Here is a 24,353-nt window from a genome sequence, read left to right as displayed (position 1 = left end):
TCAGGGGGATCAGGCGTTGGCCGGGTCGGTCTCCGGCTTGCGACCGGTCGGGGTCCAGACGCTCGCGTCGCTGATGCCGGTGATCTTCGCCAGCTCCGAGGCTGCGGCCGGGTAGTTCGAGGCGCCGTCGAGCGTGAGCTTGATGCCGCGCACGAAGTGCTCGCCGGCCGAGACGATCTCGGTCTTCTCGACCTCGTCCCAGCCGACCAGGACGTCCTTGACGTCCCGCACGCCCGCGTAGCAGTTGACGACCGAGCGGTCCTGCATGTGCTCGGAGTCGTAGTCGCGGACCCAACGCAGCGCGAGACCCTCGAAGCTGGTCGTCGCGCCGTAGGGCACCGACTGCGGGACGGACGGCGCCGCGGTCGCCATGATGAAGGCCGTGTCGGCGAAGGCGTAGGCGTCGGTCGCGCCGATGGTCTGGTCGACCACGAACGTGAAGCCAAACTTCTGGCCCAGGCTCGCCAGGCGCAGCGCGCTCTCTGCGGTGTCGTCGCCGACGTACTGCGCGAGGTTGAGCTTCTCGTCGGCCAGCAGCGCCGCCTCGAAGTCCGAGCCGACCAGCATGAACCGCTGGCCCTCGGGGACCTGGAACTTGTTCAGGACCCGGCGGGCCTCGATCAGCGCGCCGCGCAGGTTCTGCTGGGTGTTGCCGACCACGACGTTGTAGGCCGCGCCGGTCAGCGTGGTGACGCACTTGCGCGCCAGGCCGCGGGCGACCGCCTTGACCTGCGGGCGCAGCAGCTTGCCCCACTGGTCGATGTCGAAGTCGTTCTGCTCGTCGGTCAGCTTGACCGCCGAGTAGAAGTTCCCGCCGAACGTGACGGGGATCTTCCGCTCCGCGTACTCGTCGAAGACGATGCCGCTGGAGCGGTCGTTCCGCCAGGCGTACTCGTGGAACGGGAGCACGCCCTCGACCTTGACCGAGATCGTGTCGTCCTTGGCGCCCTTGAAGGCGTCCACGGACTCCTTCTTGAACAGGTTCGGGACGACGAGTTCCTGCTCCAGCATCCCGATGGCGGTCGCGACCAGCTTCTCCGGCTTGACGACCTGGTGCTGAGGGGTGGGCACTGTGTGGCTCCTCCGGGCATGACAAAGCCCCCGGCCGATCCGGCCGGGGGCTACGGGTGGGTGGGGGTGTGCTGGCTAGCGCGGTGCTAGCGCCGGGTGCGGCGGGCGAGCTTGCGCGGGTCCATCTCGCCGTCGTCGCCGTCGTCGGGGGTCAGGCCCCCACCTAGCACGAGGGGGTCGCCCGCGGGGGCGTACTTCTGGAGGGTCTTGGCGACCGCCTCCAGCTCCTGGGCCGTCTTGCCCGTGAGTAGCGCGGCCAGCTCGTCGGGCAGTTCGTACTTGCGTGCGACCTGCTCGCGCACGAGCTGGTGCTCCAGGTCCTGCACCTTCTCGGTCAGCGCCGCGGTTGCGGCGGCGACCTCCTCGGGGGTCTTGGCGTTCTCCAGCGCGGTCTGGGCCTCGCGGAGCTGCGTGCGGTAGCGCCCGGCGTCGTTGCGGGCCTTCTCCAGCTCCTTGCGCACCCAGGTCGGCAGTTCGGCCTCGGCCTTGCCGCCCTCTACCTCGGGGGCCGCTGAACCGTCGCCGGGAACCTCGGCGCCCTCGGCGGGCGGGGTGCCCCCCTCGGCCTGCTGGTCACTGGCCGGCACTTCCTCGGTGGGCTGGACGGGCTCGGGCACGGGACGCCTCCTGGACGCTCTCGGGATGGATCACGCCGCGTCGCCTGGACGCTGGCGGGCCTGGCGCTCGGCCTGGCGCTTCTCTTGGTTGATGTGGCGGCGCCACTCGCGCAGCGCTGCCTTGCCCTTGAAGCCGCGGTCGGCGATGAGGGTTTTCCACTCGGCCTTGTACCTGCGGTTCAGGTCGGTCAACGACGACTGGCTGAACTGCTCGCGGCTGTAGATCGGCTCGGCGTAGCAGTGGCAGTTGTCGTGGTACTTGTCCAGATCGCCGAACGTGACGTCCGCGCTGGACCCCTCAGCCGACTTGTAGACGGCGCCACGGGAGATGAGCATCGCGCACCAGCCGCACGGCGTTCCCGTGCGGGAGAGCCGGACGTAGCCCAGGACTCGCCGGTCGCGCTGACCGGCCGCCCAGACGGTGCTCCTGGCACCGTTCATGGCGACGCGCTCGGCTGCGGCTGCCTGTCGGGCTCCGGCCTGGCGGTGTGCTTCCGCCCGCTGCACGTCCACAGTGGACGCGGGCTGCTCGTCGTCGATCTCGTCGAGCTTGCGATCGAGGTTGTCCAGTCCGAGCGCTTCGAGCACGAGGCGGGCCTCGGCCTCAGCCTCGCGCTCCAGGCGCTCCAGCTCGCGGTCGAGGCCGTCGATCGTCTCGACGGGGACTCGGTCATCCTCGGTGGGATCAGCAGGCCGCTCCAGCGCCCCTGAGTCGTCCTCTGTGGCCCTGTCCGACGCCGGGCGGCTCGCTGTGCCGGCGGGCTTCTCGACGTCCTCCTGGGACGGCTGAGAGCCTGCCAGCGCGGCGAACTCAGCGCGCAGCATGGACAGGGTGACGTAGGGCGGATCAGGGCGTCGCGGGTCGGCCACGGTGGTGCCAGTGCGCAGCGCGCGGCTGAGCCGGTAGTAGGCCAGCGCGAGGTTGCGCGCCTGACCCCTGCGGGTCATCACCAGCCGGACCGCCCGCGCCAGCCAGGCTGCGCTGAGCGCGGTGGTCCTGGCCGGCGGAACCCTCGACCACAGCTCCAGGGCCTCCTGGATCGTGGCGACACCGAGCTGGTTGAGGGCGAGGTGGTAGGCGATGGCTGCGGCGTCGGCTTCCGACGCCTGCGGGGCAGTCAGCGGGTCACCCCCTGTTCAGTCAGGCGGCCGGGACGTCGGAGAACTCGACCGGGGTCGGAGGGGTCGTCGCGCGCCGGACGGAGGCGGCGAGCATCAGCTCGGCGTCCTCCTGCTCGCGGAGGTCCTCCCAGTCGTCGATCTCGTTCTGGGTGACGCCAGGGATGCGCCGCCACAGACCGCGCTTGGGGACGTGGAGCTGGTCGGCGAGCTTGCCGAGGGCGTCCGCGGACTGCGCCAGCGAGCGCTGCTCCATGTCGCGCCAGAGCACCTCGCCGTGCCAGTCCTCGGCCGAGACGGTGTCGCCGGCCAGCTCGGCGGCGAGGCGGAAGACCCGCTCCCACGCCTCGGAGAACACGCGGCGGAACTCCTCGATCTTGCGCGACAGCGCGGTCTCCGCGGCCAGCAGGGCTTCGGCCGACAGGTTGGCGATCTGCCCGAGCAGGTGGTGCGGGGGAGTCTGCGACACGGCCGCCAGGTGGCGGATGCTCATGTCGATCGACTCGATGAATCCGCCGAGTGGGGTCTCGTCCAGCGTGCCGAACTTGACGTCCGCGTCGTCGCTGAACAGGAACCGCTTGGCGTTGAGGTTGACCGGCAACGGCTGCGGGGCGCCGTTCTCGTCGAGGATGGGCTCGCCCGTCTCCGGGTCCCGCTTGATCGGCGGGGCCATGCCCGAGGCGTAGCGGACCTTGAACGAGCCGCCCGTCTGCGCGATGAGCAGGTCGAAGACCGTCTGGTTGATCCGGTCTTGCAACTCGATCATCGGCTCGATCACGCCGATGGTCCGGCCCTCCAGGTCCACCAGGGCGGCGAACCTTGTGACCGGGCACTCCGACGAGCCGTGACGACGGCCGTTCTGGACCTTCACGCTGTCCAGGTCGGACAGGGACTTGAAGGTCACGCGGTACTCGTTGCGCGAGTCCCACAACCGGGCGATGCCCCGCTCGTCTCCGCGCGGGAACTGGACGATCGTCAGCGCGGCGAACGGGACCTCGTCGTTGGCCGGGTCCTCGAACAGCGCCGCGGTCTTCATGGCCGACAGGCCCTTCGAGCGGACGCGGCCCTTGACCTTCTCGGTCAGGGCGAAGGAGTGGCCGTAGCTCAGCGCGCCGCGGTAGATCGCGGACTGCCGGCCGCCCAGTCGCGAGCGCTCCCAGTGGTCCCACTCGGGCAGGGCGGCCCCGTCGTTGCCCTTGGGCAGCTCACCGGGGCGACCGCGCCGGAACCCGTCCACGCACAGCGCCTGCGCCGGAGTACCGACGAGCAGCGGCATCCAGTTGGACACCGACCGCCGAGCCAGCAGCTTGTACTCCGCGTCCGCCGTCTCCGGCATGTACGGGTCGTCGTGCCGGCCGTGCAGGTAGTCGTCGATCCGCTCCAGTCGCGGCTTGTCCTTGTAGAGGATGCCGAGGAGCTGCTTCGCGAGGGACACGGGACTCGTGCTGGACAGGGGAAATCACCTCACATGAAGTAGCCGCGCCCGGTGCGCTTCTTGGTCTTCTTGCCGCGGGTGCGCAGGTCGTAGAGCGCCTCGTGCGCGAGCATCAGCGCCGCGTAGAGGTCGACCTTGCGCGGGGAATCGGCCGACTCCTTGCCGAAGGACAGGCCGTAGTTGTTGGTGCGGCGCCGCGCGTTGAGGACGTGCCGCTTGAGCGCCAGATCCCCGTTGTGGACCAGCTTCGCGTCGAGGATTGACCGCATGAGCCGCTCGTGCGCCAGCGTCGAGCGCTGGAGTGAACCGCGCATGTCCCAGGCGATGGCGTTGGTACCAGGCGCCTTCACGGCCAGGCCCTCGCCGTACGCGGCGGCCCAGTCGGTGATGTAGGACTCCCAGAGCGCGACGTCGGCGTACATCGCCTTCACGTCGTAGAGCTGAAAGGTCTCGTGCACGCGGCTGTTGACCAGCTCGCGGTTGACTTCCCAGTTCTCGCCCTGTGGGCCGTCCGGCTTCTCCCAGAGGTCGATGACGAACGCTGCCATGTCGGCGACCCGGATCGCCACGAGGGCGGTCGCGTCGTCCGTCTTGCCGCCGTCGAACCCGAGGACGATCTCGTCGCCGGGGCGCAGCACCAAGTCGTCGCGCTGGCAGGCTTTCCACTCGGCTGGCCCGTACAGCGCGTCCTCTTCGGCGACGATCTGGTTGAGCCACATCCGGCGGGACCGGCTGGCCGAGATCGTCAGATCGAGGACCGACTCGATGATCGCATCGACGTTGAGCCACACCGCGTCACCCCGGATCTTGGGGATGACGATGCGCAGCGCCTCAGGCGTCAGCGGGGTCTTCGGGTGGGCCTCGATCGAGTCGTAGAGGTAGCTGATCTTGGCGGCGCGGCCTTCGAGGATCTGCTCGAACGAGGCGCGCATCTTCTCGGCGACGGAGTTCTCGCCGGGGAGGTAGGCGTTGGTGATCGCGAGGTAGCGCGAGTCCTTTTTGGTCGCGTTGCCGTCGATCGTCTCGTACATCTTGTGGCCGTTGTTGCCCGCGATCCAGTGGTGCGTCTCGTTGAGCAGGACGAACGTGGTCCGCTTGCCCTCGATCGCGCGATAGGACGAGGTGACGGCCTCAAGGCGTGCCTTGCCGCCGTTGGCGCGGATCAGCTCCGCGCCGTCCTTGATGCGGTAGACCTGCTTGAACCGGTCGCTCATCAGCGAGGGGATGAGCGCCATCGTGTTGGTGGTCTGCGACTGGTTGACCGCGGTGACCTGAACCCACGCCTGCGGGTGGGGGATGCCGACCGGCTCGTTGGTCTTGGGGTCCCAGTGGGAGAAACGCGACGGGCCGACCAGCTCGACGAGGCAAAGCACTGCGAGCAAAGGGTCTTTGCCCCATCCTTTGCATCGCTGCAAGACACCCTTGCGGTAGATGAAGCGGCCGTTCTTGTCGACCGCGTACCACCACAAGACGAACCGGAGCTGCTCCGGCGTGAACTTCCAGGGGCCGCCGTCCTCAGCGCGCAGGTACTCCGCGCACCAGCCGGCGATCTGCCAGCCGAGCGTGAACTGCGGAAGTTCCCAGGCGCCAAGGGGATTGCGCATCCAGGTGGGGCCGAGGAACGACGGCTCAAGGGCGTCGATCTCCTCGGCGGTCAAGGGCGTGGTCGCCACGATGTGCCTCCTCGGGCGGGGGACCGCGCGGAGGCAGATCAGGCTCAGGCGAGGCCAAGGTCCTTGCGGTAGTCGGCGATGGCCGTCACGGAGGCCGGGGTGGTTTCCTCCTCCGGCTCGTGCAGCTCGATGCGCACGCGGCGGCGATCACCTTCGGAGACCAGCAGCCGCTCGAACGCGGAGTAGATGGTCTGGAGCATCTGCCCTGACCGCTTCCCGCCCGGCGCGTTCTTGTAGTACGAGAGGTCTTCGCACAGCGAGTAGGCGAAGGCCCAGTCGCTGTCCTGGTAGAAGTCGGCCTGGCCCGACGTCTTCAACGCCTTGTAGAGGCGGAGCGCGATCGGGTGCCAGTTCTTGTCCGGGTGAGGGACGGTGACCGAGCGCAGGACGCCGCGGGTTACCGGCGTGGCGTCGCCGCCCTTGCGCTCGCGCGGTCGGGCGAGGTTGTCCTCGCGCTCGGGAACGGGGCCGGGCACTCGATCACCTCCTCGAAGATGGGGACGCCCGCCCCGCAGCGAAGGGCAGGGCGGGCGTGGTCGCGCCGATCAGAGGCTGAAGAGGTGTGCCCAGTCGTCGCTGTAGCACTTGCCCCAGATCGTCGTCTGGTTCGGGCGGTACTTCCGCTGGAAGGCCGCCATCGCGTCGGTCGTGGGCGGGTCCCAGCGACCGTCAGCCCAGCCGGCGTGGCCGGGTGCGAGGCCGAGCTGCTGGAGCTTGACCTGGATGGCCCGGATGTGGGGCCGCTCCCAGTCGTACTGGGCGCCGGGTGCACCGCCATGCTGAGCGTTCGGGCCACGCCAGTCGCCGAACCAGTGGCCAGCCGGGAGGGGCCAGGCCGGAACGGTGGGCTTGGGCGCCGGAGCGGGGGCCGGCGCTGGAGCACTGGTACCCGTCAGCATTGGGATGTTCCACGGCCGCGGGTCGAGCAGGCGCCGGTCGCTGTGCACGCTGAAGTGCGCGTGCTCCCAGTGCCCGTTGCTCGGCGTCCACTGGTACGGACGGAACTGGGGCCGGGTGTCCATGAGCAGTGCCCGGTGGATCGCGTACTTGAGGCGGTTCTCGCCCTGGTCGCGGCAGGCCACCTGGAGCTGGTCCGTGAAGGCGTTCAGGTCCAGCCCGATTGCCGGGTGGTTGGTGATGTCCAGCGCCGTCACGTACGCCTGGCCGTCGATCACGACCCACGGGTTGTGGTCGGACGCCGAACCCTGCGCGCGGTGGGCCGCGTCGCCGATCCAGCCGTCCGAAGCCCTGCTCCGGTTCGGGAACTTCTGATCGAACTGCGCTCGGAGGGTTTCCAGCGCGGGTGCCAGGAGGTAGGACAAGGGCTCAACTCCAATCGGAGGGCGCGCAAAAAGCCCCGCCAGCCGATTCGCTGACGGGGCTTTCGCGCGCAGGCGCGGCAGGATTCGAACCTGCGCAACACGGTTTTGGAGACCGCTGCTCTGTTCCGCTGAGCTACGCACCTTTGATGCGGGCGAGGTGCCGGCGACCGCGCCCGCGGGACTTCACAGGAGGCCGGGGTGTTCCTCCGTGCGCCGGTATTTCGCGTTCTGCCTCCTCCAGTTGGCGGCTTTCGCCGCCGCCCCTTCTTTGGAGGACTTCTGCCGGTGATGCCACCCGCAGAGCGAGGTGAGGTTGGCGTCTCGGTGGTCGTCACCGGGCAGAACGTGGTCCACGTCGCTCGCCGGTTCTGCGCACCGTTCCCCGAGATCGTCGAGGTGCGTGCAGCGAAAACCGTCGCGTCGCAAGATGCGAGCGCGGATGCGAACCCAGCCGGCCGGGAGGCGACTACGCCGGTCAGAACCGGACCACTGGGGCATGGCGAATACCGCCTCACGACGTGGAAGAAAAAGCCTCGACGACGTAATGCAGGGAGAGGAGGACCTGCTGTCGACCCGAGGCGGTCTGAAAGGGAGAAGTCCCAAAGGCTTTTGGGTTTGCCTGATGGTCTTGATCAGGAGGCCCCGACAGGGGCCTAAGCCTTCTGGCTAAGTGCTATCTCCGTCAGCCTCGATAGAGGCTGAAGCCTTCAGGCTTTATCCAGCCCATCAGGCTTGTACTAGTAATACGGCTGTTGATCATGGTCGTAGAACCACGTCGATGTGTAACCTGAGTCACAGCCGTCAGGCTGTGCAGCGGCGAGGAGCTGGAGAGGCCGGGTGCCCTGGCGGGCACGCAGCGGCGAAGGGCTAAGGCTTCGCCTGCGGCTTGGCGCTGAGGCCCCTCCGGGGCCAACGGAGAAAGCGCCTTGGGTCATGAGCCTGCGGTGCCGGCGGAGAGAGCACGAGAAAGCGCTGCCTGTGAACGATTGTGCACTCTAAGTGAAGGAATGCGGGAATCACTCGAAAGAGTGAAAGAGGGCAGGGCGGAGAAGTGGGTAGATGGTGTTAATCTGTGGCTGCTAACTGCTTATCCACCAGACTCAACGCACGGAACTTTGGCGGCACTCCTCTCACCGACGCCGAACCTGCGCAAGCAGGGAACACGAGGAGGAGCAATGTCGCTGGAGTCACCGGAGTCGCCAGAGAGAAGCAGCTGCGGGAAATGGGCCGACTGGCTTAAGAACGCGCGGATATTGGTTAACCGTGTCGTGCTTATTCTTCTGCCGGCGCTCCAAGTCGTGGATCTGGTGGTCCGGATACGGAGTGGGATCGAGTAACCACACGGCCCTTTTTTTCGCCGTCTTGTTACGGCCACCTCCCCGCGGTGTCGAGCCCGCGCGTTGAGCCCGTGGCCGCGAAGGCGAAGAAGCAAAGCACAAGCCGCAGAAGACGCCCGCTTCCGTGACCGCCGGCTTCATGTCAGGCCGCCCGCGTAGACGCCTTCTCGCAGGTAGAAGACCACCCCAAGGTCCTTCCTGCCGCTGTGGGCCGCAGGCCCCCGTTGAGGAAAACCGTCAGATTCCGCTCGCCGCTGGCCCTGGCTCATGCGCCTGTCTGTAGTTGCTGAGCTGCGGCGACACTGAGCGTGGCCTCCGCTCGTAAGCTTGCGAGCGACCTTGGAACCGTGGCAGAACCTCAGGCGCTAAGACATGGCGGTGCCGGCTCGGGCTCGCAAGGGGTCATACCCCCAGGGGGTAGCTGGTCGGATCGGGTGGCGTACCCTCGCGCGCTGCCCGTGCGCGGTTCCTCTTTCTGACGAGACAGGCAGGCAGTCGGTGACCCACGTCACACCAGCCAAGGTGACGGCCGGACGGGGTGTCAGCGTGCCGGGCCAGCGCGCATGATCAGGGCCAACGCTGGCCTCTCTACCTGCTGATATGGGCTCAGATCGCCCGTGCTGGCAGGGGGGAGTTAGAACACCTGGCAGGCGGTAGCGCGCGTCTGTGTCGCTCTCAGCTCCCCGTATGTGCCTCGATGCTCTGATCAGGCAATATGTGAACGGGTAGGTTGAGGACACATGGTCTGAACTGGGAAAACAATCCGGATTTGACTGCAATGGGCAACCTGAGTAATGTTCTCGGTGTCAGGAACGAAGGCCCCGGAACGCAGGGGACGGACTCCTGAACGCAGGATCTTTGAGAACTGAATTCGCAAGTTGCACACCGGGCGACGATTCGCTAGGGTTCATGGCAACGCATAGCGAGCCACGCCGGGTGCAATCGGGCAGGCAAAGTCAAGGCAGCGCACGGGAAACCATGTGAAGCCGGTTGGATCACTCCGCAACGGGCGGGGGTTAGGTTGACCGGCTGACCTGCCGAGACAAGCTGAAGCGAGTGCGAACGGCACGGCAAAGCACCGCAGATCGAAGAACCAAGCGGCGCTCCAAATGGGTAACTTGCGAATTCAGATCAGACCTGCTAAGGTTTGACACAGCACGGAAGAGAGGGACCGGATACTGGTCGCCAGAAATGGCTGCTAAGTCCGGAGCGTCCCTCAAGCTAGCCACTCCAGGCTTGCTCTTTGGGAACTAAATAGCGTGTAACCGGAAATGCGGCATCGCATACGGGCAGCCCGTTAGCCCCCTCGGGGGCACGTGGATGGGCCAGCCGATACCCCTGGGAAGTGCGTGGATGACACATCACGTGCGGAGCCCAGGCAGGAACGATGCTGCCGAATTCTCAGACCTCGATGGGTAACTTGAGAGGTCAGTCTGTCGCTGACCATCTTCAGGATGGCCATGCCTCGGAAGCGGCGACAGGCGCAAGGGCGGAGTCACTTCACAGGGGTGAAGTGTGCCTTCTCTTGCCCGATTGGGCAACCTGAGTGGTTTGAACAATGGGAGACAACAATGCCCGGTACTGAGGCCCTTCTTGCCGCCGTCGCAACGTTCGGCGACAAGTGGGCGGACGGAATGCTCGCTTCCCACGTGTCGGAATCCCTCGCGTGCAGTGAGGTGGACGTGCTGGCTGATGTTCTCTGGCTCCTGGGCTGGAGGGAACAGGCGATCACCTGGCTTTCCGAGCACGGGGAGTCCTCCTCGGAAGAGGACGAGGACGAACACTTCGAGTGGACCCGCGAAATCGCGGAGCGAGAACTGGCGGCCAGAAACGCCGATTGATGTCCGGTCGAGGGGTGCGTGCGGCTTCCGTACGGCCCCTGGCTCAGGTCATCAATCGACGAAATCAGGAGCCTTGAACATGAGCACGATCATGCGCTTTTACCGCACGTACACCCCGGCGCAGTACGAGCGCGCCGTGGAGTTGTGGGGGAATCTGCTGGACTCCCACGTGATCCGCCTGAGCGGGGACACGTGGGGGAGAGGCATCGAGAAGATCGAGCCTGACCACCTGCACCAGCTCATCATGAGCGACGGCGCGGAAACGTTCGACTACGAGGCCGTGACCGTGACCCTGGTCAGCTACAGCGACCACCACGGAAGCGAATTCGACGCGGCGAACGTGCTTGCCCTGGAAGGCACCCCCGGCGTGGAGACCAAGACTGAGGGGCGCGGGGGCGAGGGGTACGCACAGGTGCAGCTCGGCGAACTGCCGGGCGACCTGGGCGAGGACATCGACACGTGCCTGGAGTGGCTGGCACACATCGTCGAGTGCGTCGACAGGATCGCGGACTACCCGGTCTTGGACCACGACAAGCTCTACGAGTACGAGCAGGAGCTGCGCGAGGCCGCGTGGGACGAGTGGCTGCGTAGCGACCTGATCGGCGAGCTGGACAAGTGGGCTGGCGGGGACGGCTGGGAGGACTTCGGCGTCTCCGACGATGAACTGCGCGAGATGTTCTACGGCTACATCCCCGCCTACTGGGAGTTCCAGAGCGCGACGTCCATCACGAACACCAGCTTCCGCGAGATCACCGAGCACATCCAGGGCACCGTGCTGGCCGCGTGGCGGAAGTGGGTCTACGACCCTGCGCAGCCTGCCCTGCCCCTGTCTGTCTGACCAACCGGCGAAACCCCGCGAGGGGTCCACGGGACTGGCATGCCCGTGCTGATGAGCCTGCCGCATAGCAAGGGATTGGTGAACGAATGGCCTACACGCGGGACCAGGTCCTCGCTGCCGTGAACAACGGGTCGGACCTCGTGCGGACCGCTCTCGAACTGGGGGACCGGGACGACGACCTCCTGAACCTGGTCGTGAACACCGTCATGTCCGTACTGGATGACCCGGAAACGGACCTGGATTCGGCCATCAGAGAGAACTACGAGACGGACCCAAGCGAGGTCCTGTCGTGGTGGACGAACTGGAGCTGACCGGCGAAACCGTCCTATCCGGACGGTCCACGGGCTTGGCATGCCCGTGCTGATGAGCCTGCCCACGACCTGAGTTGTCGCCGGTCTACCCGAGCGCGCCAGGCATCGCACCACCCCCTTCCCCGCGCACAGCCAAGGAACATCCATGCCCGACGTGAAGGTGTCCGTCCGCAACATCACCCGGATTTACCGCGCTGCCACCACGGATGACCGGGTGGAAGGGCGCGGCTGGTACGCAACCGCACGAGAGATCGCCGAAAGCCTGGACCCAGAGGACCCCGCGCGGGCGGCGGCCGTGATCGCGGTGTTGTCCCCGCAACTCTCGTGGCGGCGCAACGTGATCGAGGCGCAGAACGCCTACGCCGGACGTCCCATCAAGACCTTGGGCCTCAACGCGGAGAAGGCGAGACGAATCCTCGCGGGAGAGAACCCCGAGGACGTCGTGAGCGGACCCAAGGTGCGCGCCTTCTGGCGCACCATCGCGGACCCGTCCGACCCCCGCGCGGTCGTGATCGACCGGCACGCGATCGATATCGCGGCAGGCCGCGTGCTCGGCGACAAGGTGCGTGGCGTGCTCCTGAGTCGCGCTGGGGCCTACGACGAGGTGTGCGACGTCTACCGCCGCGCGGCCCGAATCCTGTCGCGGGAGTTCGGCACCGACCTGTCGCCCGCTGCTGTGCAGGCGACCACGTGGGTCCACTGGCGCCGCGAGTACGCCGCGCTGTACGTGGCCTGACTGGCGAAACCGTCCTGACTGGACGGTCCACGGGATTGGCATGCCCGTGCTGATGAGCCTGCCCAAAACCAAGGGGAATCAATGAACGAGATGCCGCGCGTCTGGATCGGCTGCATTGGCTGCTACAACGGCGGATTCTTGGTCGGCGAATGGGTGGATGCGGACGAGGCGGACACCTACGCCGAAATGGACCAGTGGACCAGCCTGATCGACAGCGCGAGAAACTGGCCGAACGGCAAGGCCCAGGCCTACCACATCGTCGAGGCCCACGAGGAACTGTGGTGCTACGACTCGGAAGGGTTCGGCGACCTGATCAAGGGTGAGTGCTCGCCCGGTCAGGCGGCCGAGGTCTGGCAGCTGGTCGAAGACCTCGGCGACGACGAGCGCGACGCCTTCGGCGCGTGGCTCGCCAACCAGCACCTGTCGGCCGACTCCGACCACCTGAAGCAGTTCCAGGACTCCTACCAGGGGAGAGCTGACAGCGCGGAGGACTACGTCCGGGACTGGATCGAGGAGTGCGACGGAGTCGACACCTCGCAGTTTCCGTATAGCTGCATCGACTGGGATGCGGCTGCCCGCGAGTTCTTCATGAGCGACTACGACGCGCTCGACGCACCGGACGGTGGCGTCTTCATCTTCTCGCACTGACCACGGCGAAACGGGAGCCAACTCCCGTCCGCGGACCTGGCATGTCCGTGCTGACGAGCCTGCCATCAATAGGAGGAGTGGTCTTGATGACCGAGCCGCAGTTCGACGTGCTCTCAATCGCGAAGGAAATCGCGACTGAGCTGGGCGACGGCTGGAGTGCCTCTCCCGGACAGTGGGAGAACAAGCAGAACGCCTTCCTGACGGGTCCGGATGGCCTCGAATTTCACTTCAGGTTCAACCATTACGCCAGCGTGACCCACTTCCAGATCGGGCTCTCCGTGAGGGGGCTGTACCGCTTCCGACCGCCCGGCATGATCGTGGAAATCCAGGCCTCGGTGCGCAAGACGCCTGAGGAGATCGCGGGCGACATCAAGCGCCAACTGCTTCCCAGGGCGCTCCCGGTGCTCGGGGAGACGCTGGCGCGGAAGCGGGCTCACGACGAGGAAGAGGCGGCGATTGTTCGCCGGGCCGAAAGCATCCGGTCTGCGCTAGGCGACCGAGCCTACGTACAGAAGCAAGACAACTCAGTGCGGCTCGGCGGGAACGACGAGGAGATGCGCGTTGAGGTGGACGCCCGATACGAGCGCGTCTGCTTCACGGTCGAGACGACTCCTGAGCGGGCAATCCTGCTGGCGCAGGCGATCGGTCAACTCTGAGCACCTGGCCGGCACTGGCGAAACGGGAGGGGACTCCCGTCCACGGACCTGGCGTGTCCGTGCTGACGAGCCTGCCAAATCCCTTGGAGTACCAGTGAAAACTCGCAATGCCCTGATGGTGTTCGCGGCCGTCTGGATCGTCACGGTCGGCCTGGCGGTCGGCATGGTCTTCCTGGTCGCCTGGATCTCGCCCGAGACCGTTCAAGGCGTCTTCTGCGCCCATCAGTACGAGACGACCACCCCGAACGGGGTCACGTACCGGGTGTGCGTCCGCACCCCATGAGTCTGGCGAAACCGTCCACTTACGACGGTCCACGGGCCTGGCATGCCCGTGCTGATGAGCCTGCCATGAGAAGGGGAGCCCATGACAAGCACGCTGATTCCCGAGTTCCGCTACCGCATCGAGCACGACGAGTACGCGGAGAACCCGCGCACGACGGGGGCCGCTGTGACGAACGTGATCACTTTCCTTCGCCGCAACTACCTCCCGATCGACGACGACTTTGGACCGCTGTCCGCCGCCTGGATGCGTTTGGCCTACCGCTACTCCAGCCCGCTCGCTGTGCGGATCTTTGAGCGCTACGCACGGGCGATCCACGGTGCGGTCACTCTGGTCGACCGCCCGAGCGACGGAGCGTTCGCGATCTGGTACGTGATGCCCGACGACGTGGACTTCTGGACGGGTGCCAAGCGCGGCAACCCCGAGCAGATGGAGAGCGGGGGCTTGCAGCTCCTGCGTGATGAGCGGGACGAGTACCGCTCCTGGGCCAACAACGAGGCTGTCCGCTTCGTGATCGAGAAGCGAACGACCTGGACCAACCCGGACCACGAGGACCGGGACTCCTGGGAGGAAGTCGAAGCGGTCGGCGGCTTCTTCGACGAGGGCGAAGCCGAGGCAGAGGCGCGGGCGGCACTGAGCCGCCGGGAGGAGGACGCCCGCTGGGAGGCCAGCTCCGACACGCCGACACCTCCCGAGAACCTCAAGGACGAGTCGGGTCACGGGGACGAGGACGAGGACGAGGTGCCCGACGTGGTCTGGGATGCGGTCGTTGCCGGCCCAGCCAGCCTGGAGCGCGTCGTGGCGGCCACGGAGGGCGAGAACCCGGCCTGGGACGTCGGCTCCGTGATCAACGAGGCCGTCAGGGTCGCGGTGCGAACGGTGCGCGAGTTCGACGCCGCGCAGGGACGTGAGCCCGATCCGAGATGAGGCGAAACCCGGCTCGCAGCCGGGTCCGCGGGGCTGGCATCCCTGCGCTGATGAGCCTGCCAAGAGCCGAGAGGCGCCACATGAACGACATCAAGTCGACGCCGCCCGAGCTGACCAATGCGAGTAGTGACCGCTGGTTCGCGGTCGACTGGCCATCGCAGGACGGCCGGAACCTCAACCGACTCGCCAACCCCGTTGGGTACCAGCGGTTGCACTTCGGCGTCCGGCTCAGGGAGACGGATGAGTGGTCGACGATCCGCGTCGGAAAACCCGAGCGATTCATGACCGAAGCCCCGAGAACCTACGAGGAGTTCCTGTGCGCGGCCCAGGAGTTCGTCCGCGTGATCGAGGGCGTCTAGGGCGAAACCGTCCAAGGCGGACGGTCCGCAGGGCTGGCATCCCTGCGCTGATGAGCCTGCCATGCGAGAGGGGAACGAAATGCCGCACCTGGTGTTGAACGAGGCCGGCGAACGCATAAACGAGGGTGACTCGATCGCGAACTTCCGCGGGATGCCCGGAACCTTCCTGCGGGTCACGCGGGGCGCTGAGTACAACGGCACCGCCAAGGTGTCGGTTCGTGATCCGGGCGGATGGGAGCGAGAGAGCTACGCGGACGCCTGGCGCCTGCGGGTTCGGACAGTCAGCGAGTGGGTGGCCGCGCAGGATCACCGTGCCATCACGGACGAGAACGTCCGCTGCATCATGGAGTTGATGAGCCAGGGGGCCGACCACTGGATGGACCCGCTGAACCTGGCGAACGAAGCGGAAACCCCGTCGGGGACCAGGTTCACTGTGGTCGACATGGCAAACGACCGGGACTTCCATCTGACCTACGGCGACATCCGCATCGCCTTCCTGATGCTGGCCGATCCCGAGCAGAAACTCGTCCATGCCCGATCCGCCCACTACTTCCGTACGGCGTGGGCGGACAGAGACGCGGACGGCATCCAGGTTCAGGACCTGGACGCCGTTTCGGGTGACCTGGTTGCACAGGTCGCGTGCTTCGGCGAGGTGAGGCACTGATGTTGCCGATTCGCCAGGAGCAGTACTTCCACAGATAGCTCAAGCAACGAAGGGAATGCGGCCATGTCGATTCGACTGCTGCGCAAGGTGTTGGCCCTCGTCCTGGTGACGGGGCTGACGATGACGAACCTGCCGGTCGTGCCTCTCAGAGAGCTCCAGGAGGACGACCCCGGCTGGATCTGCCAAGTAATGGGCAACAGGTTCTGCGGCCCCGCGGACCAGCTCGCCGGCTGACGAGAGGAGAGGGACACCATGCCGCCGATCAGGCAGTACCAGTGGCACCCGTTATGACAGGGCGAAACCGTCCATTGCGGACGGTCCGTGGGGCTGGCATCCCCGCGCTGACGAGCCTGCCGAACAGAGGGAGTGTGGACGATGAGCGAGTTGCGGGAGTTCGCCGTCAGGCTGCGAGACGAGCAAGACCGCACGACGGTCTATCCGCTGGCCTACGACGCAGACCAGGCCGAACTGCTGGCCCGACTGATCACGGGGTCCTGGGGTCACACCGCGCGGGCGGAGGTCCTGGGAGTTCGGCCCATTTGCGACTACTGCGACGGGGTCGCGACTCGCGTGGAGCGAGGCTCCCTGTGCCCGCTTTGCGAGAGGCACGCGAGAGAGCAGTACCGCAGCGACTGGCGCACGGAGACCTACCACCTAGGGGACAAGCACTTTCTGTCCCTGGTCGAGGTGGGACTGGCCGGCGCCGAGCACTGATTGAGGCGAAACCCCCACGGGGGTCCGCAGGGCTGGCATCCCTGCGTTGACGAGCCTGCCAGCAGGAGGAGTGCCCATGCAGTTCTACGAGTTCCGCCAGCTCAACACGGGTGGCCGATTCGTGTACGACCCGGAGCGCGGGATCACGAAACACGTGGTGATCGAGGCGGCCTCCGCAGATGAAGCCAACCGCCGGGCTCGTGAGATCGGCCTGGATTTCGACGACGAGGACAACTGCTGTGGTCAGCGGTGGGTGCCGGCGGAGGACTTCGACGGCAGCGGCGGCTACGACGAGCCGATCGTTGAGGACGGCTGCACCCCGGCGCGAGAACTGGTCCCTGATGCGGGTGACGACGAGCTGAAGGGGGCGCACATCTTTGTCCACTACGCAGATGGGCGAGTGCAGCCCCACGCCGTCTCGCTCCACCACCTCGCATGAACGAGGCGAAACGCCGTGAGGCGTCCGCAGGGCTGGCATCCCTGTGCTGATGAGCCTGCCGAGATGAGGGAGACAAGATGACCAAGGCCAGTGAGGCGAGGGGTAACTTCGGCGGCCTGTGCTACACGCCGGGCTGCCCGGAGATCGACGCGATGGGGTCCTCGATCTACCACGCGGGCAACGACCGCAACCGGTGCGACGGGTGCCTTGACGCGCTCGACATCCTGATTCCAGCCATACCGCGGGAGGTGTGGCGCCTACGGCTGGTGAACGACGAGGCGATGAGCGCCCACGTGCGCCACGTCGTGGCGCTGCCCTATGACGAGCTACGCAAGCGCGCGGCGCCGCTACTGGAGCGCAAGGAGCGCGCGTATCAGGACTTCGCGCGTTTGGCGCGGGCGGCGGGGGACGGAGCGTTGGTGCGCGACCTCGTCGCGCGCATCGTCGAGGTGCCGCATCTGGTGATCGACTCGACGGTAACCAACTTCTGGGTCCGCCACTTCAACGAGGCGAGGAAGTAAGGCGAAACCCGGCGCGAGCCGGGTCCGTGGGGCTGGCATCCCCGCGCTGATGAGCCTGCCACGAGGAGGACTGAGTGCAGCACACCATCCAGGAGCGCTTCCAGCAGTTTCACCTGGACAACCCAGAGGTCTTCGAGGCCTTGGAGCGTCTCGCCGGCGAGTGGTTCTCGGCGGGGATGCGCAAGCTTGGGGTGAAGATGCTCTGGGAGACGATGCGGTGGGAGCGCAGCAAGGCTGCCGCGCCGGGCACGTTCGCCCTGAACGACGCCTACACCAGCCGCTACGCGCGGGAGTTGGTGAACCGGCACCCCGAGTGGGCGCCATACATCGAGCTGCGCGAACTGAGGGCCGCCTGATGGCGCCGCCCGAGCCGATCATCAAGCGCGGCGAAGAGGTTCGCGTGGTGTCGGAGACTGGCGGGGAGAAGGGCAAGAAGCTGGCTTCGGTGGGCAGCCTCGACCCAAAAGCCCTGCTCGTGCTGGCGGAGGCGTCCGGGTTCGGTGCGGCGAAGTACTCGCAGCACAACTACCTGCGCGGCTACGCCTGGAGCCTGAGCTTCGACGCCTGCATGCGCCACCTGCTGGCGTTCTGGGCTGGCGAGGAGCTGGACCCCGAAAGCGGCCTGCCGCACCTGGCGCACGCCGCCTGGCACTGCCTGGCGATGCTGAGCTTCCTGCTCCGGGGCATCGGCACTGACGACAGGTTCGACGCGCCCAAGCGCCCCCGCCAGTGACGGCAATTCGTGTAACCCTCGTCAATCAGGTTGCCCACGGCTGGCCGATTGGGTAACCTGAGAAACGACAGGGAGGGAGCTGCAACAGTGAGTAACAAGAGCCCGGACGGCGCAGGCGTTCCCGTCGCGCAGGGGCCGCCCTTCGAGGACGGGGACGACGTCGTCCTCCGTGCTCATCCTGAGTCTCAGCTCTTCGCCATCATCGGGAAGGCCGAGATCCCCAGTGTCGAGGGTGAGCACTACTTCGGCCGCGCTGAGAACGGAGGCGTGGTTCTTCTTCGTGCGGCTGACATCATGCTCGCGCCGGCACCCGAGGAAGGCGTCCCCGCGTTCGTCTCGGGAGAGCCGGTGTGCATTCTGTCCACCGCGTTTCCCGGTTGGGCGCCGGTCGGCTCAACGGGCATCGTGAACGACGTCTCCCGCGGCGTGGTCTACGTCCGCATGACCGAGTCGGCCCACGTCATCCCGTTCGACCCCAAGGACCTTCAGGTCGTGCACGCCTCACGATGGCATGGCCGATTGGGTAACCTGAGTGATCAGGTTGCCCAGTGAGGATCACGCCTCGCAAGCACGAGGTCGCGGCCATCGTGGAAGTGCTGGAAGACGGCAGCTACGAGTCCGCAGAAGCCCTAGCGAAAGCCGTGATCAAGCGCGTAGGCGAGGTACTCGCTGACCGCGAGTTCTACGCCTGGGTGCACCGCTTCGGTCCGGGCGAGATGCAACTGGCCTGGGGTCCGTTCACCTCGGACTCCGAGGTCGTCAAGTTCGCCACCAAGGCGAAGCTCGGCGGCCAGTCGATGTCGCTGCGGCTGTGCAGCACAGGCGCCTTCACGGAGCGCCTCAAGAAGAACCCCGGCGTCCCGGTCGCGGCATGCGATCAGTGCTTCCACCTCCAGGGCGCGCACGAACTGGCCCGCTACGGCGGCAAATGCTCCGTCCGCGGGTGCACCTGCGGGCAGGACCAGCAGTAGTCCCTTTCTCCCCTCGCTCGGGCCGCTGTCGGAGGCGGCCCGAGTGCATCCCTTCTGGAAGTGACCTTGTGAGCAGCTTCAAGACGGTTTCCCATGTCTGGTGCGACGCCTGTGGGAAGCGGGGCTTCACGGACGACCACGACGCCGAGAAGGCCCTCGGCCGTGCACGCGCTCGTCGGGAGCGCTGGGCAGACCAGAACAACCCGGCTTCTCGGCGCGGCATGAAGCGCGAGAACCGGATCTACGAGTGCCCCGAGGGCCTCCTGCACCTCACTGAGCAGTCGCGCCGGGTCCACAACGCCCGCGCCAAGCATTGGTCGGAGGTGGCCGCATGAGCTGCCAGACGTGCTTGGCTCGTCGCTTCGCGCTCTCGTCGGAGAGGGGCAACCTCACCCGCGTAGCCCGGATCGCGGTGCGCAACGAGACCAGCCGCAATCTCGCGTTCGTGACCACCGCCAAGGCGGCGGTCAAGGCCGCAAAGACGGCCCTCGCTGAACACGAGGCGCAGTGCGAGGTGGCCGCGTGAGCAGCAAGCTCCATCGCGCGATGGAGGCGGTCCAGGAGGCCGTCTACGAGGAGAACGAGCGTGGCGGCGAGGCCCGCGGACTCCTAGCGGAGATTGGGCGACTGGTCGGGGTCAACCTCGGCGAGAACCCGCTCGGCGGTCAGACCTGGGACCTGGCGAACATGCGTCGCGTCGTGGACGCGGTCGACGGCCTGCGCCGACAGAACGCGCAGCTTCGCGGTCTTCCGCCGGACGGCTTCGCGTTGGGCGCACTCCGCGAGAGCGTCGACTTCCGCGAGCGCGGCTGGTGAGCATCCCGCCCTATCGCCGCGTCCCCTTCTTCGTCACGGTCGGCGACCTGCCTGCGCAGCTCGTCGGCTACCTCGACCGCCGAGCCTTGGAGGCCGACTCCGACGCGGCGCTGGTCTCGATCCTTCGCGCTGTCGCAAACGAGATCGAGAGCCAGGTCGACGAGGAACGCGGCCAATGATCCTCCGCTGCAAGGACTGCCGGGCGGTCTGGACGTCGCCCGGCGTCCGCGAAGACGGCTGGTACGAGGCCATCCGCTGCACCTGTCCAGTCGGCTCCGAGCCCGAGTTCGAGGACCTCGTCGAGTGCATCGCCCTGGAGATCCATCGCGTGATCGCGAGATCGCTGGGGTTGCTCGATCCCCAACCCATCAGTCCCGTTCCCTCCATTAAGGACGGTTCCGCTCAGTGAACACCGGCCCCATCACCCGCACGGTCCCCGAGCTTGCCCACGAGGCCGACCTCCTGATCGTCGGCTTCCCCGAGGAGCGGCGCCACTACCCGCAGTTCCGCCACCAACAGGTCATGGCTGCCTCGACGCCGCTGTTGTTCCGCCTGCGGGGTCGCAAGTTCCGCCGCGCGTTCTACACCAGCAACGCGCAGAGCCTGCGCGGCTTCGATCGCGTCGAGGACCTGCTCCACGAGCTGGTCGCGCACGGGCTTGGCGAGATGGTCGTGCACGCTGATGCCTACGAGCGCCTCAAGGCGGAGGACGAGGCCGGCGAGGTTGAGGCGGGCGAGCTGTACGCGGACCTGCTGCGCTCCCTGCGCCAGGGAAGGGCGTTCGAGGCGTGACAATCGCCGAGCTGGTGACGCGCGACCCGCGCGAGGACAGGCTGCCCCGTTGGGTCCAGGTGAAGCTGGAGCGCCTGCGCGACTCCGCACGGATCGCTGCCCGCGAAGTCGAGTACGCCGACCGGCGAGCGGCCGAGGCCAGGCTCGACACCCGGCCGGAGGAGTCCGACGCGATCTTGGTTGCGGCTAGCGACGAGATTCCGATCGGTCTGGGCAAGGAGCCCCGCATCAGGTTCCGCGCGAACGCGGAGGACGGCCTGTATGTCGAGGTGTGGCTGGAGAACGACGTGGTCTGGGTGCGTGGTCCGTGGGGGCTGGTCGTCCACCCCTACTCGGGCAACGTCATCAAGCTGACGTCGCAGTGATCGAACGCTGAATGCACAGGCGGGACACCCAGATTCGGGTGTCCCGCCTCTTCTGGAAATCGAATCGGAGAGTCAACCCATTGCCCCCTCGTCATCTCACTGTCGCCGACGTGTGCGCTGATCTCGGGATCGCCCGGTCCACCTTCTACGACTGGCGCGCAAAGCAGCGCGGCCCGAAGTGCATTCGCCTGCCAAACGGCGAGCTGCGGGTTCGGGCTACTGAGTACGAGCGGTGGCTCGAACAACAGGAGGAGTCGCCATGACGGACGAGACCAGTTACGACGTCCAGGTTTTCGCGCTCGACCCGTACGCCCACAAGGGCAGCAAGAAGGTCACCTACTGGGTGCGCTGGCGGGTCACCAAGAAGCGCTTCAAGTCCAAATACGGGACCAAGGCCCTCGCGGAGGCGTTCCGGTCCAACCTGATCGCCGCAGCCCGCAAGGGTGAGGCGTTCCGGACCTTCGACGGACTGCCGGTCTCGATGGCCCGCCAGTCCGACGAGATGAGCTGGTACCAGTTCGCCTGCGCGTTCGTCGACATGAAGTGGCCGCACGTCGCGGCCACGACCCGCCGCACGCACGCCGAGGCACTGACCAGGGCCACGCCGGCGATGTGGTCCTCGACCAAGGGCAAGCCGGACGATGCGCTGATCCGTAGCGCGCTGACCCGCTGGGCGTTCAACACCAATCGCCGGGACGCGGCCGACATGCCTGAGGAGGTGCGCCGGACGCTGAGGTGGGTTGAGGCGAACACCTTGCCCGTGGCGTCGCTGCGCGACCCGCAGGTGCTGCGCCCCCTGCTGGACAGGCTCGCGGTCAAGCTCGACGGCAAGCCAGCGGCACCGAGCGTCGTCTCCCGTCAGCGCAAGATCCTCGGCACGGCGATGGAGTACGCCGTGGAGCGCAAGCTCCTCGACTCCAACCCCATCCCGGCTCTGAAGTGGATCGCGCCGCGGAAGACGGTCCAGGCGGTCGATCAGCGCCGAGTCGCGAACCCGTCGCAGATGCGCGACCTCCTGGAGGCCGTGCGGTTGCAGAAGCGCAGCGGCCCTCGCCTGACGGCGTTCTTCGGCTGCCTCTACTACGCCGGGATGCGCCCAGAGGAGGCCGTCGCGCTCTCCAAGCGCCAGCTCTCGCTGCCCGAGGAAGGCTGGGGTGAGATCCACCTGGAGGACGCCCACCCGTACGCGGGCAAAGACTGGACCGACAGCGGGAAGAACCGCGACGAGCGAATGCTCAAGCAGAGGGATGCGGGCACGATCCGCCCGGTTCCCAGCCCTCCCGAGTTGACCGCCTTGCTGCACCGCCACATGCGGACTTACGGCACCGCGAGGGACGGCCGCCTGTTCCGTGGCGAGCGCAACGACGACGAGCTGCCCAAGCTGACGATCCTGCGGGCGTGGCGCAAGGCGCGCGAGAAGGCATTGCCCGCCGAACTGGCGGCGAGCGACCTCGCCGCAACGCCTTACGACTTGCGTCATGCCGGCATCTCGTTGTGGCTCAGCTCTGGCGTGCCGCCGAAGCAGGTCGCCGAGTGGGCAGGGCATTCCCTGGAGGTACTGTTCCGGATCTACGCCCACGTGCTGAGCGGCTCCAACGAGGCGATCCGCGCACTCGTCGAGGCTGGACTCAAAGAGGCTTCGGACGACGCAAAGTGACGTGATCGAGGTCACGGCCAGCATGCCGCTTCGAGGCCCTCTTGATCAAGTTCGGGGCGATCTCGTCGGCACACCATCGGCACAGACGCCCGTAAACGGCCGTTTTTGGCCGTGCACAGCCGGACAAGCAAAAGGCCCGCTGGTCTGCATTCGTGCAGTTCAGCGGGCCTTTTTGCGTGGTGCCCCCGGCAGGATTCGAACCTGCGCTCCCGCCTCCGGAGGGCGGTGCTCTATCCCCTGAGCTACGGGGGCCGTAGCTACGTGGAAGATCCTAGCGCACTCGCGCGACTGTGTTTCACACCTACCCCCGGTAGTACCCCTGAGCGTGGCCTCCGTCACCAACAGCCCTGGTGAGGAATACTCCGGATTGCACTCATGCGCATGTCGCTATATGTTCCGAAGCATGGGTCATGGCCATGGACACGGATCAGCGTCGGCGAGCGGGCAGCACGCCGGCAAGCTCTGGATCGCGTTCGGCATCGGTGCGGTCTTCATGGTGGTGGAGTTCGTCGTGGGGTTCGCGACGTCCTCGCTCGCCTTGATCTCCGATGCCGCGCACATGCTCACCGACGTGCTCGGGGTCGGCATGGCGCTGGCCGCGATCATGGTCGCCAGGAGGGCCAAGGCCGGGAAGAACCGCACGTTCGGCTTCTACCGGGCCGAGGTGCTGGCCGCGCTGGCCAACGCCGTGCTGCTCTTCGGCGTGGCCGGGTACGTGATCTACGAGGCGGTCGGCAGGTTCCAGGACCCGCCCAGCGTGCCGGGGTGGCCCGTCCTCATCGCCGCGGCGCTGGGGCTCGCGGCCAACCTCGTCTCCTTCAGCGTCCTCAAGGAGGGCGCCAAGGAGAGCATCAACGTCAAGGGTGCGTACCTCGAGGTGCTGGCCGACCTGATCGGGTCGGTGGGCGTGCTCGTCTCCGCGCTGGTCACGATCACCACGAGCTGGAAGTACGCGGACCCGATCATGGGTGTGCTGATCGGCGTGTGGGTGCTGCCGCGGACGTACACGCTGGCCAAGAACGCGCTGCACATCCTGTTCCAGCACGCGCCGGAGCGGCTGGACGTCACCGAGATGCAGAAGGCGCTGACCGAGCTGCCGGGAGTCACCGAGGCGCACGACCTGCACGTGTGGACGCTCACCAGTGGCATGGAGGTGTGCTCGGCGCACCTCGCCACCGCGAAGGACGCCGACCACGAGATCGTGCTCAAGGCCGCGCAGTCGTTGCTGGCGACCAAGTACCACATCGAGCACGCGACGCTGCAGGTCGAGGGTGGCTCGTCAGCGCAGCGGTGCCGGGAGCTTTCGTGGTGAGCCAGGCAGGTCGCGGATGCCGTCCTTGGTGGACCGGGCGCCGGTTCGTGACGGAATGACAGGAAGCCTGGGCTGAGGCACCGCCACCCACACGCGGCCTCGTTCGAACGGCACCACAACAGCCTCCCCAGTCACCGCACCTGAACTGTCAAGATCTCACCGAAGTATGTCTGAAAGGGATAGATCCTTTCAGGTGAAC

At 66.8% G+C, this 24,353-nt stretch carries 35 protein-coding genes, 2 tRNA genes and 8 other RNA genes; 36 read left to right on the top strand and 9 right to left on the bottom strand.

The features are described from left to right. Positions 1 to 9 precede the first annotated feature (9 nt). The 8 genes from ORI60_RS16505 to ORI60_RS16470 all read right to left on the bottom strand — a co-directional run bounded on the left by ORI60_RS16505 (position 10) and on the right by ORI60_RS16470 (position 7,380). Positions 10 to 1,071, bottom strand: a complete 1,062-nt coding sequence (locus ORI60_RS16505) for a hypothetical protein (protein ID WP_266038187.1) — start codon at positions 1,069 to 1,071, stop codon at positions 10 to 12. Between the two features lie 86 nt (positions 1,072 to 1,157). Further along, positions 1,158 to 1,688, bottom strand: a complete 531-nt coding sequence (locus tag ORI60_RS16500) for a hypothetical protein (RefSeq protein ID WP_266038185.1) — start codon at positions 1,686 to 1,688, stop codon at positions 1,158 to 1,160. A 30-nt stretch (positions 1,689 to 1,718) separates the two neighbouring features. Further along, on the bottom strand, positions 1,719 to 2,636 hold the full coding sequence (locus ORI60_RS16495) for a hypothetical protein (protein ID WP_266038184.1): 918 nt from the start codon (positions 2,634 to 2,636) through the stop codon (positions 1,719 to 1,721). Positions 2,637 to 2,829: 193 nt separating this feature from the next. Continuing rightward, positions 2,830 to 4,242 (bottom strand): phage portal protein, encoded by a 1,413-nt coding sequence (locus tag ORI60_RS16490; RefSeq protein WP_266038183.1) that lies wholly within the window; start codon positions 4,240 to 4,242, stop codon positions 2,830 to 2,832. Between the two features lie 29 nt (positions 4,243 to 4,271). After that, positions 4,272 to 5,915: a hypothetical protein gene (locus tag ORI60_RS16485; protein ID WP_266038181.1), complete on the bottom strand. Its 1,644-nt coding sequence runs from the start codon at positions 5,913 to 5,915 to the stop codon at positions 4,272 to 4,274. 44 nt (positions 5,916 to 5,959) lie between these two features. Continuing rightward, positions 5,960 to 6,391, bottom strand: a complete 432-nt coding sequence (locus ORI60_RS16480; protein WP_266038180.1) for a hypothetical protein — start codon at positions 6,389 to 6,391, stop codon at positions 5,960 to 5,962. A gap of 69 nt (positions 6,392 to 6,460) precedes the next feature. Next, a complete protein-coding gene (locus ORI60_RS16475) occupies positions 6,461 to 7,237 on the bottom strand; it encodes a peptidoglycan-binding domain-containing protein (protein ID WP_266038179.1) in 777 nt (258 codons plus the stop codon). Between the two features lie 69 nt (positions 7,238 to 7,306). Beyond that, positions 7,307 to 7,380 (bottom strand) — tRNA-Trp (locus tag ORI60_RS16470). A 2,765-nt stretch (positions 7,381 to 10,145) separates the two neighbouring features. Here ORI60_RS16470 and ORI60_RS16465 point away from each other — a divergent pair. The 35 genes from ORI60_RS16465 (at position 10,146) to ORI60_RS16295 (ending at position 22,842) form a co-directional block, all read left to right on the top strand. Next, complete coding sequence (locus ORI60_RS16465) at positions 10,146 to 10,415, top strand: hypothetical protein (RefSeq protein WP_266038177.1); 270 nt, start codon at positions 10,146 to 10,148, stop codon at positions 10,413 to 10,415. 79 nt (positions 10,416 to 10,494) lie between these two features. Beyond that, a complete protein-coding gene (locus ORI60_RS16460; RefSeq protein WP_266038176.1) occupies positions 10,495 to 11,253 on the top strand; it encodes a hypothetical protein in 759 nt (252 codons plus the stop codon). Between the two features lie 86 nt (positions 11,254 to 11,339). Further along, entirely contained in the window at positions 11,340 to 11,564 is a 225-nt protein-coding gene (locus ORI60_RS16455; RefSeq protein WP_266038175.1) for a hypothetical protein, read from the top strand. Position 11,565: 1 nt separating this feature from the next. Beyond that, an RNA gene (locus tag ORI60_RS16450) (hammerhead ribozyme type II) lies at positions 11,566 to 11,631 on the top strand. 78 nt (positions 11,632 to 11,709) lie between these two features. Then, positions 11,710 to 12,300 (top strand): hypothetical protein, encoded by a 591-nt coding sequence (locus ORI60_RS16445; RefSeq protein WP_266038174.1) that lies wholly within the window; start codon positions 11,710 to 11,712, stop codon positions 12,298 to 12,300. 1 nt (position 12,301) lies between these two features. Continuing rightward, positions 12,302 to 12,367, top strand: an RNA gene (locus tag ORI60_RS16440) — hammerhead ribozyme type II. Positions 12,368 to 12,381: 14 nt separating this feature from the next. After that, positions 12,382 to 12,948, top strand: a complete 567-nt coding sequence (locus tag ORI60_RS16435) for an antirestriction protein ArdA (protein WP_266038173.1) — start codon at positions 12,382 to 12,384, stop codon at positions 12,946 to 12,948. 86 nt (positions 12,949 to 13,034) lie between these two features. After that, positions 13,035 to 13,604 carry a hypothetical protein gene (locus ORI60_RS16430; protein WP_266038172.1) on the top strand — a complete coding sequence of 190 codons (570 nt, stop codon included), beginning with the start codon at positions 13,035 to 13,037 and terminating at the stop codon, positions 13,602 to 13,604. A 94-nt stretch (positions 13,605 to 13,698) separates the two neighbouring features. Next, on the top strand, positions 13,699 to 13,887 hold the full coding sequence (locus ORI60_RS16425) for a hypothetical protein (RefSeq protein ID WP_266038171.1): 189 nt from the start codon (positions 13,699 to 13,701) through the stop codon (positions 13,885 to 13,887). Between the two features lie 3 nt (positions 13,888 to 13,890). Next, positions 13,891 to 13,956: hammerhead ribozyme type II (locus ORI60_RS16420), an RNA gene on the top strand. A gap of 12 nt (positions 13,957 to 13,968) precedes the next feature. After that, complete coding sequence (locus ORI60_RS16415; protein WP_266038170.1) at positions 13,969 to 14,811, top strand: hypothetical protein; 843 nt, start codon at positions 13,969 to 13,971, stop codon at positions 14,809 to 14,811. Continuing rightward, positions 14,811 to 14,876: hammerhead ribozyme type II (locus tag ORI60_RS16410), an RNA gene on the top strand. Before ORI60_RS16415 ends, ORI60_RS16410 begins: the two co-directional genes overlap by 1 nt. 15 nt (positions 14,877 to 14,891) lie before the next feature. Next, positions 14,892 to 15,170 (top strand): hypothetical protein, encoded by a 279-nt coding sequence (locus tag ORI60_RS16405; RefSeq protein ID WP_266038169.1) that lies wholly within the window; start codon positions 14,892 to 14,894, stop codon positions 15,168 to 15,170. Continuing rightward, positions 15,170 to 15,235: hammerhead ribozyme type II (locus tag ORI60_RS16400), an RNA gene on the top strand. Before ORI60_RS16405 ends, ORI60_RS16400 begins: the two co-directional genes overlap by 1 nt. 14 nt (positions 15,236 to 15,249) lie before the next feature. After that, positions 15,250 to 15,834, top strand: a complete 585-nt coding sequence (locus ORI60_RS16395) for a hypothetical protein (RefSeq protein ID WP_266038167.1) — start codon at positions 15,250 to 15,252, stop codon at positions 15,832 to 15,834. Between the two features lie 63 nt (positions 15,835 to 15,897). Further along, positions 15,898 to 16,068, top strand: coding sequence for a hypothetical protein (locus ORI60_RS16390; RefSeq protein WP_266038165.1), 171 nt, complete (start codon positions 15,898 to 15,900; stop codon positions 16,066 to 16,068). Positions 16,069 to 16,127: 59 nt separating this feature from the next. Continuing rightward, an RNA gene (locus tag ORI60_RS16385) (hammerhead ribozyme type II) lies at positions 16,128 to 16,193 on the top strand. 16 nt (positions 16,194 to 16,209) lie between these two features. Next, a complete protein-coding gene (locus ORI60_RS16380; RefSeq protein WP_266038164.1) occupies positions 16,210 to 16,548 on the top strand; it encodes a hypothetical protein in 339 nt (112 codons plus the stop codon). A gap of 76 nt (positions 16,549 to 16,624) precedes the next feature. Next, the gene (locus tag ORI60_RS16375; protein ID WP_266038163.1) at positions 16,625 to 16,987 is read left to right on the top strand and encodes a hypothetical protein; all 363 of its coding nucleotides are present in this window, start codon (positions 16,625 to 16,627) and stop codon (positions 16,985 to 16,987) included. A 3-nt stretch (positions 16,988 to 16,990) separates the two neighbouring features. Continuing rightward, an RNA gene (locus ORI60_RS16370) (hammerhead ribozyme type II) lies at positions 16,991 to 17,051 on the top strand. Positions 17,052 to 17,064: 13 nt separating this feature from the next. Further along, the gene (locus ORI60_RS16365; RefSeq protein ID WP_266038162.1) at positions 17,065 to 17,508 is read left to right on the top strand and encodes a hypothetical protein; all 444 of its coding nucleotides are present in this window, start codon (positions 17,065 to 17,067) and stop codon (positions 17,506 to 17,508) included. After that, an RNA gene (locus tag ORI60_RS16360) (hammerhead ribozyme type II) lies at positions 17,508 to 17,572 on the top strand. Before ORI60_RS16365 ends, ORI60_RS16360 begins: the two co-directional genes overlap by 1 nt. A 10-nt stretch (positions 17,573 to 17,582) precedes the next feature. After that, positions 17,583 to 17,864 (top strand): hypothetical protein, encoded by a 282-nt coding sequence (locus ORI60_RS16355; protein ID WP_266038160.1) that lies wholly within the window; start codon positions 17,583 to 17,585, stop codon positions 17,862 to 17,864. Then, a complete protein-coding gene (locus ORI60_RS16350; RefSeq protein WP_266038159.1) occupies positions 17,864 to 18,241 on the top strand; it encodes a dATP/dGTP diphosphohydrolase domain-containing protein in 378 nt (125 codons plus the stop codon). Before ORI60_RS16355 ends, ORI60_RS16350 begins: the two co-directional genes overlap by 1 nt. An 87-nt stretch (positions 18,242 to 18,328) precedes the next feature. After that, complete coding sequence (locus ORI60_RS16345) at positions 18,329 to 18,793, top strand: hypothetical protein (RefSeq protein WP_266038158.1); 465 nt, start codon at positions 18,329 to 18,331, stop codon at positions 18,791 to 18,793. After that, positions 18,790 to 19,212: a hypothetical protein gene (locus tag ORI60_RS16340; RefSeq protein ID WP_266038156.1), complete on the top strand. Its 423-nt coding sequence runs from the start codon at positions 18,790 to 18,792 to the stop codon at positions 19,210 to 19,212. Before ORI60_RS16345 ends, ORI60_RS16340 begins: the two co-directional genes overlap by 4 nt. A gap of 68 nt (positions 19,213 to 19,280) precedes the next feature. Further along, positions 19,281 to 19,547 (top strand): hypothetical protein, encoded by a 267-nt coding sequence (locus ORI60_RS16335; RefSeq protein ID WP_266038155.1) that lies wholly within the window; start codon positions 19,281 to 19,283, stop codon positions 19,545 to 19,547. Next, the gene (locus tag ORI60_RS16330; protein ID WP_266038154.1) at positions 19,544 to 19,738 is read left to right on the top strand and encodes a hypothetical protein; all 195 of its coding nucleotides are present in this window, start codon (positions 19,544 to 19,546) and stop codon (positions 19,736 to 19,738) included. Before ORI60_RS16335 ends, ORI60_RS16330 begins: the two co-directional genes overlap by 4 nt. Beyond that, positions 19,735 to 20,028 carry a hypothetical protein gene (locus ORI60_RS16325; RefSeq protein ID WP_266038153.1) on the top strand — a complete coding sequence of 98 codons (294 nt, stop codon included), beginning with the start codon at positions 19,735 to 19,737 and terminating at the stop codon, positions 20,026 to 20,028. Before ORI60_RS16330 ends, ORI60_RS16325 begins: the two co-directional genes overlap by 4 nt. Further along, the gene (locus tag ORI60_RS16320) at positions 20,025 to 20,207 is read left to right on the top strand and encodes a hypothetical protein (protein WP_266038152.1); all 183 of its coding nucleotides are present in this window, start codon (positions 20,025 to 20,027) and stop codon (positions 20,205 to 20,207) included. Before ORI60_RS16325 ends, ORI60_RS16320 begins: the two co-directional genes overlap by 4 nt. Next, positions 20,204 to 20,437 (top strand): hypothetical protein, encoded by a 234-nt coding sequence (locus tag ORI60_RS16315; RefSeq protein ID WP_266038151.1) that lies wholly within the window; start codon positions 20,204 to 20,206, stop codon positions 20,435 to 20,437. The genes ORI60_RS16320 and ORI60_RS16315 overlap by 4 nt, the downstream gene beginning before the upstream one ends. Then, a complete protein-coding gene (locus tag ORI60_RS16310) occupies positions 20,434 to 20,820 on the top strand; it encodes a hypothetical protein (RefSeq protein WP_266038150.1) in 387 nt (128 codons plus the stop codon). The genes ORI60_RS16315 and ORI60_RS16310 overlap by 4 nt, the downstream gene beginning before the upstream one ends. After that, a complete protein-coding gene (locus ORI60_RS16305) occupies positions 20,817 to 21,185 on the top strand; it encodes a hypothetical protein (RefSeq protein WP_266038149.1) in 369 nt (122 codons plus the stop codon). The genes ORI60_RS16310 and ORI60_RS16305 overlap by 4 nt, the downstream gene beginning before the upstream one ends. Before the next feature lie 11 nt (positions 21,186 to 21,196). Then, the gene (locus ORI60_RS16300) at positions 21,197 to 21,448 is read left to right on the top strand and encodes a helix-turn-helix domain-containing protein (RefSeq protein WP_323055916.1); all 252 of its coding nucleotides are present in this window, start codon (positions 21,197 to 21,199) and stop codon (positions 21,446 to 21,448) included. Then, positions 21,445 to 22,842: a tyrosine-type recombinase/integrase gene (locus ORI60_RS16295; protein WP_266038148.1), complete on the top strand. Its 1,398-nt coding sequence runs from the start codon at positions 21,445 to 21,447 to the stop codon at positions 22,840 to 22,842. Before ORI60_RS16300 ends, ORI60_RS16295 begins: the two co-directional genes overlap by 4 nt. 177 nt (positions 22,843 to 23,019) lie before the next feature. Here the strand turns inward: ORI60_RS16295 and ORI60_RS16290 are convergent. Beyond that, positions 23,020 to 23,094 (bottom strand) — tRNA-Arg (locus ORI60_RS16290). 151 nt (positions 23,095 to 23,245) lie between these two features. Here ORI60_RS16290 and ORI60_RS16285 point away from each other — a divergent pair. After that, positions 23,246 to 24,154, top strand: coding sequence for a cation diffusion facilitator family transporter (locus tag ORI60_RS16285; protein WP_266038147.1), 909 nt, complete (start codon positions 23,246 to 23,248; stop codon positions 24,152 to 24,154). Positions 24,155 to 24,353 lie beyond the last annotated feature (199 nt).

This window comes from Lentzea sp. NEAU-D7, assembly GCF_026242055.1.
In the GTDB taxonomy this organism is placed as follows: domain Bacteria; phylum Actinomycetota; class Actinomycetes; order Mycobacteriales; family Pseudonocardiaceae; genus Lentzea.
The sequence above is the reverse complement of the archived record's forward strand: the minus strand, read 5'-3'. Positions and strand labels throughout refer to the sequence as shown.